Here is an 18,757-nt window from a genome sequence, read left to right as displayed (position 1 = left end):
CCATTTTGGTCGTCGCTTCACGCGGACGGGATGAATCATGATGTCTTCCGCCACAGAAACCACCCAGATCGCACCGCGAGACACGATCGTTGTTCGTGGCGTGAAGAAATATTTCGGGCCGACGCGGGCCCTCGATGGCGCATCCTTTTCCGCCCGTGCCGGCGAGATCCATGCCATCGTCGGCGGTAACGGATGTGGCAAGAGCACGATGGCCAAGGTGGTTTCCGGTGTGCTTCCCATCGACAGCGGGTCTGTGTCAATTCTGGGCGAGACACCCTCGACACCTGCTGAAAGCAGGGCGTTGGGCATCTCTACAGTATACCAGGAGGTTCTGGTCGCCGACGAAAGCTCCGTTGTCGACAACATCTTCATGGGTGCGGATCGCCTCTTCACAAAGACACTATCCCAGGAACGAAAAGTCAGCCGCGCCGCTGAACTGATGGAGGAGCTCGCCGGCGAGCCGGTCGATCCTCACGCTCTTGTTGGAACTCTGCCGCTTGGCCTGAAGCAATGGATTACGATCGCGCGGGCTCTGCTGTCGGAACCGAAAATCCTCATTCTCGATGAGAGCTCGGCGGCACTCGACTTTGATTCCACGGAGCGATTGTTCTCCAGGATGCGCGGCCTGCGGGACCGAGGAACGACAATCCTGATCGTTACGCATCGGATCGCGGAACTCGTGCGCATCTCCGACCGCGCCACCGTCTTTCGCGACGGACGCGATGTCGGCGTCCTTGAAAAGGCGGACATCACCGAGAAGAACCTTCTCGCGCTGATGACCGGTGAGGACCGCAGTGGACACAGCGCAACGGTCGCTCCGATCCCGAAGACGAGCGAACGCGCTCTGAAGGCCCGCAATGTCGCCGTTTGGCGGAACGGTAGAACGTTCGATTTCGATTTGAGACGCGGCGAGATCGTAGGTGTCGCGGGCCTTGATGGACAGGGGCAGGATGCCTTTGTTCGGGTCCTTGCCGGCGTGATCCCCGCGTCTAGCGGACTGGTCCAGGTGGCCTCCCGCAACGGGGCGTGGTCGCCGGTGCGCAATCTGCCCGAGGCCGTAAAAGGGAAGATTGCGTACGTGTCCGGGGACAGAAAGCGCGAAGGGATCTTTGCATCTCTGTCGATCTTCGAAAACATGGTGATGCCGCTATACCGCGAGAAGAAGCGGGGCGGAATCCTTGGATTTGTCGATCGTGGAACGCTTGGCACGATCTTCAAGCGCGAGGCGGAGAACCTGCTTATCAAGTTCGGGGTCAAGGAAGACCGGATCACCTCGCTCTCTGGCGGCAATCAGCAGAAGGTTCTGATCGGCCGCGGTTTCGCGATGCGACCCGACGTGATTATTCTTAACGATCCCGCGCGCGGTATCGATGTCGGGGCCAAAAGCGAGCTTTACAAGCACCTCCGGACATTTGCCGACGAAGGCAGGGCGGTTGTCTATCTTTCGTCGGAAATCGAGGAATTCCTTGGTTTTGCGACGCGCGTCATTGTCTTCCGTAACGGCACTCCTTTCGATGCCTTTGACGGCAGAAGCCTGGATCCGAAAAGGGTGCTTGAGGCCATGTTCGGCCAGACGGCCGGCGCCGGGCTCACCGCACCATTCGGTCTTTCACCGCACCGGATTTCCGGAGACAAGGCTGTTGCTTCGATCGGGGACGGCGTGCGCGTTACGGTGCAGGTCCCACCTGAAATAAAGGCCATGCTGAGGGTTGGGGATACAATCCCGATGTTTGGGCCGGCACCTACGGAACGCCTGGTTCCTCTTCCGCCATCCGAAAACAAACTCACCCCCAAGTCAATTCGGGTCGTTGAATTCGACGATCGCGGCGCCAAACGTCAGGGGATCCGGACATGAGCGCTTCCGTCCCCACCACAATATCCACGACAGCCAAGTCCGTCATGGCCGAAGCGCAGGGCGGGCGTTCCAATCCGTTTCTGTTGATGCCCATTACCCTGTTCTTTGCGCTTCTTTCGGTTGCCGTTCTACGAACACCGAGCCTCATGAGCGCGTCGGGCATCGGCGCGGCAATCATTGTCGTCACGCCTCTGATCCTTGCGACCTACGCCCTGATGGCGTCGACCATCGCCGGCCGCGGGACGATTGACCTGTCCGTCGGTCCGCTGATTGGCTTCATCAACGTCACGATGATCCAGCTTCATGCGGGCGGTCTTCTCGAAAACCCGATCCCGGTATTCCTCTATTGCATGGGCGTAGGCGCGGCCTACCAGTTGCTGTTTTCGCTGATCGTCATCTATGTCCGAGTTCAGCCGATCATTGTCTCTCTTTCGGGATATCTGGCGCTCTCGGGCATCAATCTCGTCATTCTCCCAAGACCGGGCGGCATGGCCCCTGCGTTCATGGAAGAATGGGGCTTCGGCATTGACATCTTTTCGCCGATCCTTGTCATTCTCCTGCTGGCGACGGCAGCTTGGCTTCTTTTCACCGCGACCGCCTTTTACACGCACCTGCGATTGATGGGTTCGGACGAACGTGCCGCCTACACCTCCGGCGTACCCATTACAATCGTCCGGATTGGCGCACATTTGATTTCCGGCTGCTTTGCCGGCCTCGCATCGATTTGCTTCACGGCTCTCATTTCGTCTGGCGATCCGTCCCAAGGCACCACCTATACCCTCATCGCGGTGACGGCTCTCGTTCTCGGCGGAGCGTCTCTTGGCGGCGGCCGGGGTGGGGTGTTCGGTTCGGCTTTGGGAGCTTTGAACCTCTATCTGATCACATACGTGCTTTCGTCGTTCAATTTCGGATCGGTCCAGAGTTTTGTTACAAACTTGGCGTACGGCGTCATTCTGGTCGTCTCCTTGCTGTTGACGCTACTTATTCCCGTCATCCAGCGCTACATCCGCAACTTCTCGCCGCTGCTCTACTTCGTCGCGCTGTCCGTCGTTGTTCTCGGCATCATTCTTCACGCGACGTTCGACTACGGCTCGCTCGGCGCGGTAGGCGCTTATGTGCCGGGTCCCTTCGACCTGCAGGCTTCGCTGATCGCGCCGCTCGAAACAGCATCGCTTTCAAAAGAGACGGAAGCCTTGCGCTTGGCGTCCGCTCCCTTCGTGTTCTCATCGATCATCCTGATCATCGTCGCCGTGTTCGTCCGCTTGGCTATCGGCCAATCGAACCGGCGCACGATCGGTCCCGCTGTCGCGGTTGTCGTCGCCGCCCTCGCACTCGCAGGGGCTTACGCGATCGCTGAGGGTGTATCCACCACGCAGACTGAGGTGACAAAATGATCGACAAGCTGCCTCAACTCAGCCTTCCAGCCCGAATTCTCGGTCTGGTCATCGGCATTGTGCTTACCGTGATCGGTGTCGGTTTCGGTTTTGCTCAGGCGATTTCGGTCCAGATCATCATTTTGTCGGCGATCGCGACGCTCGTGCTGTTCTACTGGGCGTGGCGCTACCTTATAGGCCAGTTTCTTGACGCCGAGCCAAGGCAGACGGACGGCCCAAGTCCGCTACGACAGGCGTGGCTTCAGTATCGTTGGCAGTTGTTGGGGCTGGGCCTGATCCTGCTAGCGTTTCTGCTGCTTTCTCTGACTGTCGAAGCGTTCTTCAACATCTGGAACGTGATCTCGCTCATCATTCTTCTTGTCATCCTCGTCCTTACCAGGACGCTTGGCCGGCAGTTCCAGCAAAACAGATCGGCGTTCATCGGCATCATGGTCCTTTCGGGTCTGTTCTCGGTCGGATCCATGAACATCGAAGGGTTCTCTTCGGGCAACAACATCAAGTCGATGCTCCTGTTTGCGTCGTTCCTTGGCATCGCTTCGATCGGGCAGACCTTGGTCGCACTGCTGGGGGGACTGGACCTGTCGATTCCCTTCATCATCGGGGGCGCGAATGTCGGGTTGCTCTATCTCATTGGCCTTGGGGTCCCGACGTGGCTGGCCGTGATTATCGTTCTTTCGATCGGCACATTGCTCGGTGTTATCAACGGTCTGCTGAGCTATCGCCTGCAAGGACAAGCCCTGATCGTTACGCTTGGGACGGGCTTCGCGATCTCTGGCGGCGTGCAGATCATAACGTCAATCGGTTCTGTCTACTCCGGAAACGTCTTCGGCACGGTACCTGCCTGGCTGTCGAATTTCTCCGCCATGAACGGATCGACCTTCGGTCTGCCCTTTCCGCCGGTGATCGCCATCTGGGCGGTGATCGCGATCCTTCTGATCGTCGGACTGAGGACGACCGTGTATGGACGCTATCTGTACGCCCTCGGCGTCAACCGCACGTCGGCCAGCCGCATCATGATTTCCGAACTGCGTTACTGGGTCATTGTCTACGCACTTTCCGGCTTTTTCGCAGCTCTCACCGGCGGGCTCCTATTGGGTTGGTCCGGCGGCGGCTTTATCGGGGTCGGTGACCAATACCTCTTCTTGACCTTGGCCGCAGTGGTCGTGGGGGGAACGTCCCTTCTCGGCGGCGCAGGTGGCTACGGCTTTACCGTCATCGGGGTGCTCGTCCTTCAGGTGCTCTCCAGCTTCCTCGTAGGCATCGGCCTCGATTTCAAGTGGCAACAGTTCATCTTCGGCCTGCTCATTCTGCCGATGGTAGCGCTCTACGCCCGTTCCCCGCACATCAGAACGCAGATTTGAGGAGGTTTGCATGAAGCGAACGTATTTCCGCGAAGGGAGACATTAAGATGGCCGTCTATCAGACAACGGATCTCACAGCGGCGAGCTATTCGGTTGCCCTGTTTGGTCTGGCCGCTACCACGGTGCTATTGCTCCTGGGAACAGCCTGGGTTGGACGCAACTGGCGACTTCCTGTTGCACTCTGCGCGATCGCCGCACTCATCGGTATACCGGCGGCATTCGAGGCGAGGAGTGCCTGGCTCGCGGGTGGCGGCGTTCCAATCGTCTACCACTATGTCGGCTGGGCGGTTTCGATGCCGATCCAGGTAATGGCGCTGTATTTCATGGCCATAACTGCAGGCAAACTTGGTGCTGGCCTCTTCTGGCGATTGATCGTGGTCGCAGTGCTCATGGTCTTCGTCAGATATCTTGGCGAGGCACAATTCATGCACCCGACGCTGGCCTTCCTTATCGGTCTGGTCTTCTGGCTCTACATACTCGGAGAGCTCTACTTCGGGCGCATGGACGATGTCGTGCGCGCATCCACCGGCGACCACCTCCGCCGCGGCTATTTCTGGCTTCGGCTCATCGTCACCATCGGCTGGGCGATCTATCCGCTCGGCAACTTCCTGACCGCCTTCGCCGGCATGGCCGACGATGGCAGCCTCTCGGTGGCCTACAACGTTACCGACATTCTCAACCGCATGGCCTTCGGGGTCGCGATTCTTGCGACCGGTGTCCTCGTCTCGGAGGAGACCAAGAATGTCTGAAGTTCATCGCTTGCCCGCAACCCCTGCTCATTCTGAAGGAAGACGTCCATGAAGGGTGCAGACGTAATTGCCATCATTATCCTGGCCGCGATCGTTATCGCCGTGGCCGCTTACCTTCTGCACTGGCTGTATCGCCGCTCCACGAAGGATGTCAGCTTCGTGCGTACCGGTTTCGGTGGTGAGAAGGTCGTCATGGGAGGCGGAGCGCTCGTGCTGCCGATCCTCCATGATCTGACGGAAGTCAACATGAATACGCTCCGGCTCGAAGTAACGCGGGCCAGAGAAAAGTCCCTGATCACCAAGGACCGCATGCGCGTCGAACTGACCGTCGAATTCTATGTTCGTGTGTCGCCCGAAGATGCAGCAGTGGCAACGGCTGCTCGAAGCCTGGGCAACAGAACCATGAACGCCGAACAGCTCAAGGACCTGATCCAGGGCCGGTTTGTCGATGCCATGGGGGGTGCCGCCGCGAAGATGACGCTCGAGCAGATCCACGAAAATCGGCAGGCCTTCGTCAAGGAAGTCAAGCAAGAGGTCACTGAGAGCCTCACGCTCGACGGTCTCGAACTCGAATCCGTTTCGTTGACGTCGCTCGACCAGACCGACATCAAGCTCTTCAACGCCTCCAATACGTTCGATGCCGAAGGTCTGACCTGGCTCACCGAGCAGATCGAATCCCGGAAGAAGAAGCGCAACGACATCGAGAAGGACACCGATGTCGCAATCCGCGCCAAGAACCTCGAGGCCGAGAAGAAGAGTCTCGCTATCCAGCGTGACAGCGAGTACGCGCGTCTCGCGCATGAAGCCGAGGTTTCGATCGAACGGGCGACCAAGAAATCCGTGATCGCGGCCGAGAACGCGACGCGTGAACGGGAAACGGAAGCTGTCAGGCTTCGTGAGCGTGAAGCCGTGGAGCGGGCGCGCATCGACATGGAGCGGCAGGTCGAAATGCTCGAGATCAAGCGCCGCGAAGTGACGCAGATCGAAGAGCAGGCCCGCGAGATCGCCGTTTCCGTAAAGTCCAAGGAGCGCTCGGAGGCCCAGGCCCTGGCCGAAACCGCCCGAGCCGCCATGGTCGAGGCGCAGGAGCGTGTGCAGACAATCCGCGACACCGAGATCGCCAATCGTCAGAAGGCGATCGAGTTGATCGATGCGCAGCGAGCGGCCGAAGCGGAAGCGGCCAAGGTTCGTATCCTCGCGGAGGCCGAAAAGGCTGCAGCCCAGGACCGCGCGGATGCCGATCGCATTGCGGTCGCGGCTCTCGAGGAGCGTCTGCGTGTCGAGGCGGCGGGCAAGGAAAAGCTGAATGCTGCGGAGAACCTCAGATCCGATGCATCTCGTCGTTCGGCCCTCCACAAAGCGCTTGTCGAAAACCTCCCGGCAATTATCCGCGAAAGCGTCAAGCCGATGGAGAAGATCGAAGGCATCAAGATCATGCATGTCGAGGGTCTGCCTGGATTGTCGGGGACTGCTGGCGGGACCGGCGTGACGGTCGGTGCGGACGGCCTTCCTCCGCGCGACGGCAATCTCGCCGAGCAGGTGGTCAGTTCGGCCCTCCGTTATCGGACACAAGCGCCTTTTGTCGACACCTTGCTGGGTGAGATCGGGTTGAGCGGAGACACGGTACATCGGGCCCATACGCTGAACGACCTTTCGAAGGTCGTCTACTCGGAACCTTCCGCTCCGGAACCGCGGACCGGCGGCAAGGGCCGGGCCAATTAAGCAAAAGGGACCGGGTTTCCGCCCGGTCCCAAACATCCCGTCGGAGCGCAGGAAACACAAATGACATCGCCAGTTCCCGTCGTTGAACGTTCCATCCTCATCTTTGCAATCTGGGCGGTGCTCGGATTTCTGGGTCTGGGCATCTTCCTCGAAGGTATGAAAACCGATTCCTGGCTCCTTTCCTCAGCAGGTGTCCTTGTCATCGTTTTGGCATTTGTCGCCCACATCATCGTGAACGGCATATTCGACACAAGCTTCTCACCTGGAGAAGCCGCGCTGGGTATCGGCGCATACGGACTTCTCGGACTTATCTTCGTCGCCGCTGCGGCCGGCGGCTCTCTCACCATGACCAACTACTATTCGGGTTTGACACTGTTTGGAGTCCTGGCGGCGGGCTTCCTTGCCTACCTCTTGACGCGGCACGGCCTACGCGGCGCGTTCTCCCGTTTCCATATCAAGCCAATGACTGAAAGGGAGCCTGGCAAATGATGTGGTTGCCTCTCTACATTCTCTTCTATGCCGCCGCTTCCCTCTACTGGGCGCGCATCGCGGCCCGGGCCAACGGAGACTACCAGACATATTTTTCCGCAAGTCATTCATTGCCGCCATGGATTTCGGCACTCGTTCTGTCGGGTGCAAGCATCTCCGGTTGGGCTGTTCTGGTTGGCGGCGAGGAAATCGGTCGAAATGGATTCGGCCTCGCCGCGATCCTCCAGGCTGGCATCGCTCTGGCGCTTCCGGGTGTGTTCTTCTTCAAGCGGCTATGGCTTCTCGGTCAGCGTTTCCAGCTCTCGTCACTGAGCGAACTGCTCCGGACATACTGGAATTCGGAATTTCTTGTGGCATTTTCGGCTGTCATTGCAACCCTGTTCGCCGTCGCATTCGCCGGCATCCAGATGGCCGCGCTTTCCCGGCTCGTCGGACTGCTGACCGACAACGCTGTCTCTGTACCGGCCGCAACGGCCGTCCTCGGCTTCATCCTCATCGGTTACGTGGTAATCGGTGGAATGAGGTCCGTCGGATATCTCGGCGCTGTTCAGACCGTGCTGGCCGGCGCCGCTATCGTTGGCTTCGCGGGGTTTTCCATTCTGCAGCTCGGCGGGTTCAGCGCATTGAACGCCGGGCTTCTGAAGCTCGCGGCTGACCCTGCGACCGGCGGAAAATTCATCGTTTCAGGGGTGATCCAGTTCACGGCCGGTGTTGGGCGCGAGGCCTCAGCCGGTCATGAGGGAACAGCGCTTGCCAGTTTGGCCATGGTGTTCGCGCTCATGGGACTGCAGTCCAGCCCGATGGCGATCAAGGTGGTTCTTTCGACGAAAAGCCCGAAGGCGATCGCGGCGGGACAGACCTGGGTGATGGCTGGGGCTTTTGGATTCATGATCGCGCTTTGCGTGGCGTGTTTTGGCGCCGCGGCGCTCATTGATCCGTCGAAGAATATTTCCGGCCTTCTGGCTTCGGTCTCCCCATGGTTCTCGGCATGGCTCTTCATCGGGCTGCTGGCGGGTGTTCAACTGATGGCCGGCCTCGCGCTTCTGTCCGCAGGCGAGACGTTGATCCGCAACGTCTACAAACCCTGGTTTCACAGCGGCCTGTCACGGCGTGATACGGTGACCGTGACGCGCGTTGCCATCGTGTTTCTCGTTCTTGCTTCGGGCTTGATGCAGGTGCTGACACCTATAACGCTATCGATGCTGGCTTCCCTCGCCCTTCCACTTTCATTTCAACTCTGGACCCCCCTTCTGGGGATGACATGGCTTCGCTGGTTCACCCGGCCAGGTGTCGTGACCGGCGTAGGTTTCGGGATCGCCGGGGTGCTGCTTACCGAACCGTTCGGCATCGCCGTGCTCTCCGCGTTTGGCCTTGAACTCCCCTGGGGCCGCGCTCCTTGGACGATGACCTCCGCAGCTTGGGGAATGGTTGCCAACCTGCTGGTCACAATGCTGGTCTCCGCCTTTACACAACGCCGCGCATTTGGCGACGAGGCGCAGGAGGCTCGCCGCTTCCTTTACGGCATCCTTCGGCCGGCGGGGCGTGTCCGATCGCTTCGCTCCACAGCCTGGTCGATTTCGCTCGCGTGGCTCTTCTTTGCCGCCGGTCCCGGCCTGATTTTCGGAAACTATGCATTCAACAAGGCGGATGGAGACTGGGCACTCGGCATGCCTTCGTTGTGGGGGTGGGGCCTCGCCTCGTGGGTTGCCGGGCTTGGGCTCGTTTGGTTCCTCTCTTACAAGATGGAGATGGCAAGCCCGCACAGCGAAGCAATCCCCCCATATCAGCCGCCCGCTCGTCTTCGCCCGGATCAGAGCCTCTCCGAACGCGAACGCCTGAGGGCACTGTTTGTGGCCATCGCTGTCGGATTCACCCTCGTGGTTCTGACGGTTCTCAGCTTCGGCCACTGAGCGGTCGAAGCCATAGAAACACACGCTTCACCGACGTCGAAGCGCCGAGACCATGGAGGAGATCGGAATGGATCCTTTTGTCTTCAATACGACTCATCAGATCGTTTTCAAACCCGGCGCGTCGGCGATGCTTGGCACTCTCGCCGGCGCTCGGCTGGGCCGGATTGTTCTTTTGGTAACAGATCGGGGCATTCGCAAACTCGGTCTTTGCGAGCCTGCATTGGAGTCGTTGAAGGCCACAGGTGTCGAGGTTGCGGTCTTCGACGCAGTGGAGCCCGATCCGTCACTGTCCATTGTCATGTCCGCGGTGGAATTCGCTCGTCAAAGAGGAGCGACAGGCGTGATCGGCATGGGCGGCGGCTCTTCTCTCGACGTGGCAAAATTGGTTGCACTTCTATGCGGTTCGAACGAGGACCTGAACGATGCCTGGGGCGTCGGAAATGCGAGGGGTCCACGGCTTCCCCTGGTGCTCGTGCCGACCACCGCAGGGACCGGATCGGAAGTCACACCTGTCACGATCATTACGGTGAGTGGAGACGAGAAACGCGGCGTATCGTCCCCAATCCTGCTACCCGACATGGCAATCCTCGATGCTGATCTGACCTTGGGCTTGCCTCCCTTCATCACAGCGGCGACCGGGATCGACGCGATGGTTCACGCGATCGAGGCCTTCGCGTCGAAGAACGCCAACAACAATCCGATCTCGAAAATGCTGGCCCGCTATGCGCTGCGGCTTCTGGGAGCAAACCTTCGACACGCGGTTGACGAAGGTAGCGATCGGTCGGCAAGAGGAGCGATGTTGCTCGGCTCGATGCTCGCGGGACAGGCCTTCGCCAACTCACCCGTCGCCGCTGTTCACGCTCTCGCCTATCCCATTGGGGGAACCTTCCATATTCCGCATGGTCTATCGAACGCACTGGTTCTGCCCCATGTCCTTCGATTCAATGCGACTGTAGCCGCAGGCAGCTATGCCCAAATCGCCGCCGATCCTTTTCCGGATCTTGCTGCAATCAAAGACGACAGTGAGCGTTGCGCAGCTTTCATCGACCGTCTCGCTGAGCTTGCGGTCGATGTGGGACTGCCAACGAAGCTGCGCGACGTTGGAATCCGGGAAGAAGACCTTGGGGGGCTGGCGCGAGACGCGATGAAGCAGACCCGGTTGCTCGTGAACAATCCGCGCGACGTGACCGAGATCGACGCGCTGTCGATCTATCAGGCGGCCTGGTGAAATCATTCGACACGGCTCACGACGGAACGAGGGGGGAACCCCGCGTTCAGCGCCAGAAAACAAGAAATCGAATCGCGACAACGAGGAAAATCGAATGGCGGTGCCAGCATTGAAGGATGAGACGCTTCTGCGTTCGGAATGCTATATCGGCGGTGAATGGCGGAGCGCTGAAGATCACAGCGTTATCGAAGTGTACAACCCCGCGGATGGTTCGGTGATCGGTTCGGTTCCGAATGTCGGGAAAGCCGAGACCGTGCGTGCGCTTGAGGCTGCCGAAAAAGCGTTGCCGGCCTGGAAGGCGTTGTCTGGCAAGGAGCGTGCGGCAATCCTTCGTCGTTGGTTTGAGCTGCTGATGGCCCATCAAGAAGATCTTGCCATCATCATGACCGCTGAACAGGGTAAGCCGCTTGCCGAGGCGAGAGGTGAGATCGCCTATGCCGCTTCGTACGTCGAATGGTTTGGCGAGGAGGCCAAGCGGGTGTATGGCGACACGGTCCCCGCGCCAACGCCGGACAAAAGGATTGTCGTGTTGAAACAGGCGATCGGGGTGTGCGCCGCGATCACGCCGTGGAACTTCCCCGCCGCCATGATTACGCGCAAGGCAGGACCGGCGCTCGCCGCAGGCTGCACGATGGTGATCAAGCCGGCAAGTGAGACACCATTGTCCGCTCTTGCCCTGTGTGTTCTGGCCGAGCGTGCAGGTGTTCCAGGAGGTGTGTTGTCGTGCGTGACCGGATCGCCGAAGGAAATCGGGCTGGAACTTACCACAAACCCTATCGTCAGGAAGCTCAGCTTCACCGGCTCGACCGCCGTTGGCAAGGGCTTGATCGCTCAATGTGCGTCGACGGTGAAGCGAACGTCCATGGAACTGGGAGGAAACGCGCCATTCATCGTATTCGACGACGCCGATATCGAAGCGGCCGTGAAGGGGGCGTTGCTATCGAAGTATCGCAATGCTGGCCAGACATGCGTTTGCGCCAACCGGCTCCTTGTTCAGTCCGGGATCTATGATGCCTTCGTCGAAAGACTGGCGCAGGCCGTATCACAGTTTTCAGTCGGCGACGGATTCTCGGCCGGCGTTCAGATCGGGCCGCTGATCGATCAAAAGGCCGTCAACAAGGTGGACGCGCTGGTCTCCGATGCAGTCGTTCGTGGAGCAAGGACGCTCACGGGTGGCCGCAGGCACGCGCTTGGCGGCACTTTCTATGAACCGACGGTGATCGTGGATGTCTCGCCGCAAGCCAACATCTTCAGCGAGGAGATATTCGGACCCGTCGCTCCTGTTTTCAAATTCGAGACCGAGGAAGAGGCGATCCGGCTGGCGAACGATTCAAGATTCGGCTTGGCGGCCTACTTCTACGGGCGTGACATCTCTCGGGTCTGGCGGGTCGCTGAAGCACTCGAGTACGGCATGGTCGGAATCAATGAGGGGTTGATTTCGACCGAAGTGGCGCCCTTCGGCGGAATGAAGGAGAGCGGGAACGGCCGCGAAGGCTCCAAGTACGGTATCGAGGACTATCTTGAAATCAAGTATCTCTGCATAGGGATTTAGTCCGCACCAGCATCCGATCCTTGCTGTCCACCGCTTTGGAAGAGCGTAGATCCGTGGGGGTGGCGATGTGCGCGCGAAGAGGTGGCGATTGAAGGCTGCGTCGAAAAGAACAACACAGCACCCCTATGCCAAGCAGAAAACAAACGTCTTGGATCTATCGGACTGCCCTTCAGAAAGTTTAGAAAGGCGCGCATTTCTGCCCCCAGATGGCGATGCCGTGGATGGGAGAGACACAGCTGTCGATTTGCGTTCGAATCTGATCGAAACTTGCGTTTCGCCGAGCTCCACTGCGGCCGGCATCATCGCCTTCGCGCCGATCGTCGTGCTCTTCCTCATCCTGCAGCGCTCCTTCACCCGCGGCCTCACGGCCGGCGCCGTCAAGTAATCAACGAGAACCCGGAGTGACTCCATGAAAGCTGTCTTTCTTCCCGGCAACAAGCGCGTCGAAATCCGCGCCGTCGAAGTGCCGAAGCCGCGTGAGGATGAGGTGCTGGTTCAGGTCAAGGCGTCCTGCATCTGCCGCAGCGATCTCAGCCTGTATTATGGCAATGCCGTTGTTGGCGGCGAGGCGGCGGGCCGCTGCATCACGGGACACGAGCCCGCCGGCATCATAGTCGAGGTCGGCTCCGCCGTCCGTCAGTTCAAGAAGGACGACCGGGTCGCGATCCATCTCGCGGTCGGCTGCGGCGTCTGCTCCTATTGCCGCGCCGGTCATTTCCATCTCTGCCACGAATGGACCTGCCTCGGCTTCACGGCCGATGGCGGCAATGCCGAATATATCGCGGTGCCCGAGCGCAACCTGCTGCGGTTGCCCGACGACATGTCCTATGTCGCCGGCGCGATCTCAACGGATGCGTTCGGCACGCTCTGCAGCGCCGCCCGCAAGCTCGGCGTCAATGGCCTGAGCACGGTCGGCATCTGGGGTCTCGGGCCGATGGGCTCGGCCGGGGTGCTGGCGGCCAAGGCGCTGGGCGGCAAGGTCGTCGCGCTTGATCCGATTGCCGAACGGCGGGAATTCGCGCTCGGTCTCGGCGCCGACCTGGCCATTGACCCGACGTCGCCGACCGCGCGTGAAGAAATCATGGATTTCTCCGGCGGCAAGGGCATCACGGCCGGCCTCGACTGCTCCGGCAATGGCGTCGCGCAGAACATGACGCTCGATGTCGCCGCCCCCTTTGCCAAGGTGGCTTTCGTCGGCGAGAGCCGCGAGACGACGATCAGGCCGAGCGACCAGCTGATCCGCAAGCAGGTGACGCTGATGGGGTCCTGGTATTTCGGCGTGGCGGAATATGAGGACATCCTGCGCATCGTCGAAATAGGCAAGATCGATCTCGAAAAGCTTGCGACGCATACGTTCTCGCTCGACGAGGCCGAGACCGCCTTCCGCCTGTTCGACGAGCGCAAGACCGAAAAAGCCGTCTTCGTCATGTGATCGACGTCGGACCCGCCCAGCCGGGATCAGTCCGGCAGCATGTTGCAGTGAGGAGAACAGAGATGGCAACCGTCAGTTTCGAGAGCGCGCGCAAGGCGTTCGGCGTCCATGAAGTGCTCAAGGGTGTTTCGCTCGATGTGGCCGACGGCGAGTTCGTCATTCTCGTTGGGCCGTCGGGCTGCGGGAAGTCGACGCTGCTGCGCATGCTCGCAGGGCTGGAACAGGCCAGCGATAGCGACATCCGCATCGATGGAAAAAGCGTGATCGGCGTCTCGCCGAAGGATCGCGACATCGCCATGGTGTTCCAGACCTACGCGCTCTATCCGCATATGACCGTTGCCGAGAACATGGGTTTTTCTTTGAGGCTTGCCAAGGCGCCGAAGCAGGAAGCCGATGCCCGGATCCGGACGGCCGCCAACATGCTCGATCTCGGGCAGCTGCTGGATCGCTACCCGAAGCAATTGTCCGGTGGCCAGCGCCAGCGCGTGGCGATGGGCCGCGCCATCGTCCGCGACCCCAAGGTGTTTCTGTTCGACGAGCCGCTTTCCAATCTCGATGCGAAGCTTCGCGTGCAGATGCGCGCCGAGATCAAGGCGCTGCACCGGCGACTGAAGACGACCAGCATCTATGTCACCCACGATCAGGTCGAGGCGATGACGATGGCCGATCGCATCGTGGTGATGAACGGCGGCAGGATCGAGCAGGTCGGCACGCCGCTGGAACTCTATGACAACCCGGCCAACCTGTTCGTCGCCGGTTTCATCGGCTCACCGTCGATGAATTTTCTCAAGGGATCGATCGAACGGCAGTCGGGCACTGCGGTTTTCCGCTCCGAGGGCGGCTTCACGCTGCCGCTGCCGCCCGGAGCTGCCGGTGCGCAGGCGGTGCAACAGGTCGTGTACGGCATCCGGCCGGAGCACATCGAAATTGCCAGAAATGACCAGGAGTTTCATTTTTCGCCGCTGATAGAGGTCGTCGAGCCGACGGGTTCGGAAACCGTCATCGTTGCGGAACACGCCGCCGGCACGATCACCGTTTCGCATCGCGGCAGAGGCAACTACCGGCCGGGCGATCCCCTGCCGCTCATCATCGAGCCTTCGGTCGCACATGTTTTCGATCAATCGACAGGCAGGCGGGTCGCCGACAACTGACATTCTGCGCCTGAAAGCGTCGATGGCCGCAACCGCATAGTGCCGGGTGGAAAATGGGGCATGCCATGTCGAACACAGTTTCGCAATGCGGTCGCATCGGGCCCGATCCGCCTTCAGGACTTGCGAGGGCCTCACACGGTCGCCGAAGTCGGCGCAGTCTCCGGTGGATGCGCTTTCAGCCATTCCATGATCCGGGCGAGCGAGTTTTCCAGATGCGCGCGCATGGCGCGCTCGGCCGCATCGCCGTCGCGCCGGACCAGCGCTTCGCAGATCGCCAGATGCTCAGGCAGCGTGGCATCATAGGGTTCGGGCACATTGCGGATGATCGTCTGCTTGCTCCAGAAGATCAGGTCGCGCACGCTCTCCATCATCTTCCGGAGACGCTTGTTGTTGCAATATTCGAACGCGATGTCGTGAATGGCATCGTCCACCTCGCGCAAGCGCGCGATCCGCTCGACTCCGCCGGCAGCGCCGGCCGATCGGTATTTCTCCAGGACCGCGCGTGCAATCTCGTCAGGGACGTTGCGCGCCGCAAGGCGGATTGCCATCCCCTCGAACGCCACCCGCAATTCGAATGTCTCGGCAAGGCCCGCTTCGTCGATATCGGCGACAAACACCCCGCGGCGCGGATGAATGGTCACGAGCCCCGTCGTTTCCATATGCTTCAGCGCGTCGCGCAGAGGCGTCGGGCTGATCGACCACTTCTGCGCGTATTCATTCAGGTCGATGCGGTCGTTCGGCTTCAGTCGGCCGGAGATGATCTCGTCTTTCAGGGCGTCGCGGACCTGGTCGGCGAGAGAGGTGTGATTGAGTACGGACGTCTTCAAAGTCTGCGGCCCCTGTAGCGGCTGAAAGGCTTGGGAGGACGCTTTTCCACTCGCAAGCGCCCGTCATTGCTTCTGATATATTTCATATCTTTCCGTCGTCAATGGCCTCTGGGATTTTCGCCCAGTTTCATGTCCGAGCGCCAGGTCGGAGGCTGGCGGCTGCCTGAGGCTGTATCGAAGCGAAATATACCCGCTGCGGCTGCGTGTCGAGTTCCATCGAAATAATGTCCTCAAACCTCAAGGAGGCTCTTGTCTGAAACAAAATATCTGATACATTACACTTCAGAAAGCAACGAGGGCACGATTAACGCCACTCCACGCTGCACAGAAATCAGGGAATGAACCGTGGAAAGCGGCGCGATCTTCAATCGCTACTCCCTTGCGGAGCAGGTCGAACGCGCCCTGCGAGAGGAGATCATCACGAACAGGCTGGTGCCGAACCAGCGCATCGACGTGACGCACTATGCCAACAAGTGGTCGCTGAGCCCCACACCGGTGCGCGACGCGATCAAGGCACTGGAGGCGGCGGGATTTGTCCATGTCTCGCCGCGCCGAGGCGTCAATGTCGCCGAACTGGATGAGGCGGCATTGCGCGAGATCTACGAAATCCGGATCGCCATCGAGTGCACGGCGATCAGGCGGGCGTGCGAGACCGTCCCCGAGCGCGTGGCTCTGGATGCGCTGGCGAACTACCGCCTGGCTGGCGAAAAGGAAGGTGCGGCGCGCGATGCGATGCTCATGGAGATCGATCTGGTCGTCCATGAACTGGCGCTCGAATATTGCGGCAACCAGCGCCTGCGCAAGATCATGAGCGGGTTGAACGATCTGGTGCGGTGGTCGCGCCTGAGCGTCATCCGCAACCTGCCGCAGGCCTATGACACGACTTTGCCGGAACACATCCGGATTTGCGAAGCCCTGTGCGAACGCGATGGGGAGCGCGCGGCAATGGAGATGTTCAGTCACCTCAGCAATTCGCTCGACAGGATCTGCAAGTTCCTCGGCGATGCCAACAAGAACCAGAACAGGACCGACCAAACGGTCCGCGCATAAGACAGGGAGAAGACATCATGCGGATCGTGTCGGTCGAGACATTCGTCTTGCGCGTGCCCCTCGGCGGCAAGACATTCTATTCCTCGCAGGCGAAGTTCCCGGAACGCAACAGCCTGCTCGTCAAGATCACCGCCGACAATGGCCTGGTGGGCTGGGGCGAGGGAGGCCAGTACGGCCCGCCGGAGCCGGTATCGTCCTGCGTCAACGATGTGCTGGCGCCGATCCTGATGGACCTCGAATCCGCAGCGCCCGTCGTGACATCGGAGCGGCTCTACAGCTATTCGCGGGATTTCGGCCAGAAGGGGACCTACATAGAGGCGATCAGCGCTATCGATATCGCGCTCTGGGATCTCTGGGGAAAGTCTCTCGGCCAGCCCGTGCATGCGCTGATGGGGGGTGCCTTTCGCAGTTCCGTGCATGCCTATGCCACCGGTTGCTACTATCCCGACAAGCCCTGGGACCGGGCGCAGATCATCGCCGACCTGGAAACCGAGGCGGCCTCGTATGTCAGCAGCGGTTTCGACATCCTGAAGATGAAGATCGGCCTGCTGTCTGTCGATCTCGACATCGAACGTGTTGCCGCCGTTCGCCGGGCGATCGGCCCAGGGATCCGGCTGCTGGTCGACTGCAACCACGCCTACAACGCCGTGACCGCGATCCGCATCGGCCGCGAACTCGAAAATTTCGGCGTCCACTGGATCGAGGAGCCGGTGGTACCGGAGGACAAGGCGGGATACCGGCGGGTACGCGACGCGATCACCGTGCCGGTGGCCGGCGGCGAGGCCGAATTCACGCGCTACGGATTCCGGGACCTGTTTCTGGAGCAATGCGTCGACATCGCCCAGCCCGATCTCTGTGTCTGCGGCGGCTTTTCCGAATGGCTGAAGATCCAGGCCCTGGCGTCGTCCTTCGGGGTGATGACCGTGCCGCATGTCTGGGGTTCGGGGATCGCGCTGGCCGCAGCACTGCAGGCGCTCGCCACCATTCCGCCGATGCCGCACACCGCCAATCCGGTGGCATTGCAGAACGAGCCGATCGTTGAGTTTGACCGCAAGCACAATCCCCTGCGCGACGATCTGCTGATCGAGAATTTCACCCTGAAGGACGGCTTTCTCGATGTTCCGCAAGGCCCCGGCCTCGGCGTCACCGTCGATGAGGACGTCATGAGGAAATACCTGGTCCCGGCCTGAGCCGCGAACTGGCCGCCCACGGGCGCCATGCATTCCGCCCCATCAGGTGCGGGTACGTCAAACGAGCAAAAGGAGGAAACCCATGTCATCGCTCGACTATACCTATGAGAACCTCGAAAAGGTGGTTCCGCGTCACTTCTTCGGCCAGAAGAACATGCTGGTCGAAAATTCCCTCGACCCGAAAAAGACAATGGTTCTGGCGCTCGACATCCAGAAGCTGATCGTCGATCCGACGGGTGCGGGCCATGTGCCCTCCGTTGGCGGCGCTCCGGCTGGCACGGACACCGTGCAGCCCTGCATCGATGTCATCGAAGCCTCCCGCAAGGCCGGCATCCCGGTGGTCTATTCGCTCTGGGGCCTGCGCGGCGATCATCGTGACACCGGCAGCGCCGGCGCCAAATGGCCGCCCTTCCAGTGCGGCACACCGCAGTCGCCGGGCAGCTGGGGCAATCGCGATGCCGAACTCGATGACCGCATCAAGCCGCGCGCGGACGAGATCGTCTTCCAGAAGCACCGCTTCTCGTCGTTCTACAACACGCCACTCGACGAATGGATGCGCGAAGACGGCCGCGACACGCTGGTCATCTGCGGCGTCACCTCGGCCAACTGCATGCACGCCACCTCACTCGACGGCTGCAACAAGAACTACAAGATAATCGCGCTGGCCGATACGACGACGGCCGTTCCGAACATGCTGGAAAACGTCCCGCTCGGCTACGGCCAGCATTGGGAAGCGCTGCGCAACATCCAGATGAACTACGGCGACGTGCGCACCAGCCGCGAATATTTCGAAATGATCTAGGGAGGCGCGCGCGCTCCTTTTCGAGCTTGAACACGATCGCGGATG

The 18,757-nt window shown here is 60.3% G+C and carries 16 protein-coding genes; 15 read left to right on the top strand and 1 reads right to left on the bottom strand.

The features are described 5' to 3' along the window. Positions 1 to 37 precede the first annotated feature (37 nt). From ACEVQ6_RS21125 to ACEVQ6_RS21070, 12 genes are all read left to right on the top strand, one after another. Complete coding sequence (locus ACEVQ6_RS21125) at positions 38 to 1,855, top strand: sugar ABC transporter ATP-binding protein (protein WP_374891029.1); 1,818 nt, start codon at positions 38 to 40, stop codon at positions 1,853 to 1,855. Next, a complete protein-coding gene (locus ACEVQ6_RS21120) occupies positions 1,852 to 3,249 on the top strand; it encodes an ABC transporter permease (RefSeq protein ID WP_374891028.1) in 1,398 nt (465 codons plus the stop codon). The genes ACEVQ6_RS21125 and ACEVQ6_RS21120 overlap by 4 nt, the downstream gene beginning before the upstream one ends. Further along, positions 3,246 to 4,610, top strand: coding sequence for an ABC transporter permease (locus ACEVQ6_RS21115; RefSeq protein ID WP_374891027.1), 1,365 nt, complete (start codon positions 3,246 to 3,248; stop codon positions 4,608 to 4,610). Before ACEVQ6_RS21120 ends, ACEVQ6_RS21115 begins: the two co-directional genes overlap by 4 nt. Positions 4,611 to 4,657: 47 nt before the next feature. Beyond that, entirely contained in the window at positions 4,658 to 5,359 is a 702-nt protein-coding gene (locus ACEVQ6_RS21110; RefSeq protein ID WP_374891026.1) for a bacteriorhodopsin, read from the top strand. 48 nt (positions 5,360 to 5,407) lie between these two features. Continuing rightward, on the top strand, positions 5,408 to 7,081 hold the full coding sequence (locus tag ACEVQ6_RS21105) for a flotillin family protein (protein ID WP_374891025.1): 1,674 nt from the start codon (positions 5,408 to 5,410) through the stop codon (positions 7,079 to 7,081). Positions 7,082 to 7,141: 60 nt separating this feature from the next. Continuing rightward, positions 7,142 to 7,570, top strand: coding sequence for a hypothetical protein (locus tag ACEVQ6_RS21100; RefSeq protein ID WP_374891024.1), 429 nt, complete (start codon positions 7,142 to 7,144; stop codon positions 7,568 to 7,570). Continuing rightward, the gene (locus ACEVQ6_RS21095) at positions 7,567 to 9,480 is read left to right on the top strand and encodes a sodium:solute symporter family protein (protein WP_374891023.1); all 1,914 of its coding nucleotides are present in this window, start codon (positions 7,567 to 7,569) and stop codon (positions 9,478 to 9,480) included. Before ACEVQ6_RS21100 ends, ACEVQ6_RS21095 begins: the two co-directional genes overlap by 4 nt. A gap of 67 nt (positions 9,481 to 9,547) precedes the next feature. Continuing rightward, positions 9,548 to 10,708 (top strand): iron-containing alcohol dehydrogenase, encoded by a 1,161-nt coding sequence (locus ACEVQ6_RS21090; RefSeq protein ID WP_374891022.1) that lies wholly within the window; start codon positions 9,548 to 9,550, stop codon positions 10,706 to 10,708. Positions 10,709 to 10,802: 94 nt separating this feature from the next. Continuing rightward, a complete protein-coding gene (locus tag ACEVQ6_RS21085; protein WP_374891021.1) occupies positions 10,803 to 12,260 on the top strand; it encodes an NAD-dependent succinate-semialdehyde dehydrogenase in 1,458 nt (485 codons plus the stop codon). An 88-nt stretch (positions 12,261 to 12,348) separates the two neighbouring features. Beyond that, the gene (locus ACEVQ6_RS21080; RefSeq protein ID WP_374891020.1) at positions 12,349 to 12,645 is read left to right on the top strand and encodes a hypothetical protein; all 297 of its coding nucleotides are present in this window, start codon (positions 12,349 to 12,351) and stop codon (positions 12,643 to 12,645) included. Between the two features lie 24 nt (positions 12,646 to 12,669). Further along, entirely contained in the window at positions 12,670 to 13,692 is a 1,023-nt protein-coding gene (locus tag ACEVQ6_RS21075; RefSeq protein WP_374891019.1) for an alcohol dehydrogenase catalytic domain-containing protein, read from the top strand. Positions 13,693 to 13,754: 62 nt separating this feature from the next. After that, positions 13,755 to 14,843: an ABC transporter ATP-binding protein gene (locus ACEVQ6_RS21070; RefSeq protein WP_374891018.1), complete on the top strand. Its 1,089-nt coding sequence runs from the start codon at positions 13,755 to 13,757 to the stop codon at positions 14,841 to 14,843. A 131-nt stretch (positions 14,844 to 14,974) separates the two neighbouring features. On the opposite strand, the gene ACEVQ6_RS21065 is transcribed toward ACEVQ6_RS21070, so the two are convergent. Beyond that, on the bottom strand, positions 14,975 to 15,670 hold the full coding sequence (locus tag ACEVQ6_RS21065) for a GntR family transcriptional regulator (RefSeq protein ID WP_374891017.1): 696 nt from the start codon (positions 15,668 to 15,670) through the stop codon (positions 14,975 to 14,977). Between the two features lie 345 nt (positions 15,671 to 16,015). Here ACEVQ6_RS21065 and ACEVQ6_RS21060 point away from each other — a divergent pair, with 345 nt between their 5' ends. The 3 genes from ACEVQ6_RS21060 (at position 16,016) to ACEVQ6_RS21050 (ending at position 18,712) form a co-directional block, all read left to right on the top strand. Continuing rightward, complete coding sequence (locus tag ACEVQ6_RS21060) at positions 16,016 to 16,720, top strand: GntR family transcriptional regulator (RefSeq protein WP_374891016.1); 705 nt, start codon at positions 16,016 to 16,018, stop codon at positions 16,718 to 16,720. Positions 16,721 to 16,737: 17 nt separating this feature from the next. Beyond that, positions 16,738 to 17,910 carry a mandelate racemase/muconate lactonizing enzyme family protein gene (locus ACEVQ6_RS21055; protein ID WP_374891015.1) on the top strand — a complete coding sequence of 391 codons (1,173 nt, stop codon included), beginning with the start codon at positions 16,738 to 16,740 and terminating at the stop codon, positions 17,908 to 17,910. A gap of 82 nt (positions 17,911 to 17,992) precedes the next feature. Further along, positions 17,993 to 18,712 carry a cysteine hydrolase family protein gene (locus ACEVQ6_RS21050; protein ID WP_374891014.1) on the top strand — a complete coding sequence of 240 codons (720 nt, stop codon included), beginning with the start codon at positions 17,993 to 17,995 and terminating at the stop codon, positions 18,710 to 18,712. The last annotated feature ends 45 nt before the right edge of the window (positions 18,713 to 18,757 follow it).

It is taken from the genome of Ensifer soli, assembly GCF_041928815.1.
GTDB lineage: Bacteria > Pseudomonadota > Alphaproteobacteria > Rhizobiales > Rhizobiaceae > JBHFEI01.
This window is presented reverse-complemented; position numbering and strand designations above follow the sequence as displayed.

Coding starts and splice junctions, on each gene's coding strand:
- ACEVQ6_RS21125 (WP_374891029.1), top strand. CDS start 38: ATGATGTCTTCCGCCACAGAAACCACCCAGATCGCACCGCGAGACACG.
- ACEVQ6_RS21120 (WP_374891028.1), top strand. CDS start 1,852: ATGAGCGCTTCCGTCCCCACCACAATATCCACGACAGCCAAGTCCGTC.
- ACEVQ6_RS21115 (WP_374891027.1), top strand. CDS start 3,246: ATGATCGACAAGCTGCCTCAACTCAGCCTTCCAGCCCGAATTCTCGGT.
- ACEVQ6_RS21110 (WP_374891026.1), top strand. CDS start 4,658: ATGGCCGTCTATCAGACAACGGATCTCACAGCGGCGAGCTATTCGGTT.
- ACEVQ6_RS21105 (WP_374891025.1), top strand. CDS start 5,408: ATGAAGGGTGCAGACGTAATTGCCATCATTATCCTGGCCGCGATCGTT.
- ACEVQ6_RS21100 (WP_374891024.1), top strand. CDS start 7,142: ATGACATCGCCAGTTCCCGTCGTTGAACGTTCCATCCTCATCTTTGCA.
- ACEVQ6_RS21095 (WP_374891023.1), top strand. CDS start 7,567: ATGATGTGGTTGCCTCTCTACATTCTCTTCTATGCCGCCGCTTCCCTC.
- ACEVQ6_RS21090 (WP_374891022.1), top strand. CDS start 9,548: ATGGATCCTTTTGTCTTCAATACGACTCATCAGATCGTTTTCAAACCC.
- ACEVQ6_RS21085 (WP_374891021.1), top strand. CDS start 10,803: ATGGCGGTGCCAGCATTGAAGGATGAGACGCTTCTGCGTTCGGAATGC.
- ACEVQ6_RS21075 (WP_374891019.1), top strand. CDS start 12,670: ATGAAAGCTGTCTTTCTTCCCGGCAACAAGCGCGTCGAAATCCGCGCC.
- ACEVQ6_RS21070 (WP_374891018.1), top strand. CDS start 13,755: ATGGCAACCGTCAGTTTCGAGAGCGCGCGCAAGGCGTTCGGCGTCCAT.
- ACEVQ6_RS21055 (WP_374891015.1), top strand. CDS start 16,738: ATGCGGATCGTGTCGGTCGAGACATTCGTCTTGCGCGTGCCCCTCGGC.
- ACEVQ6_RS21050 (WP_374891014.1), top strand. CDS start 17,993: ATGTCATCGCTCGACTATACCTATGAGAACCTCGAAAAGGTGGTTCCG.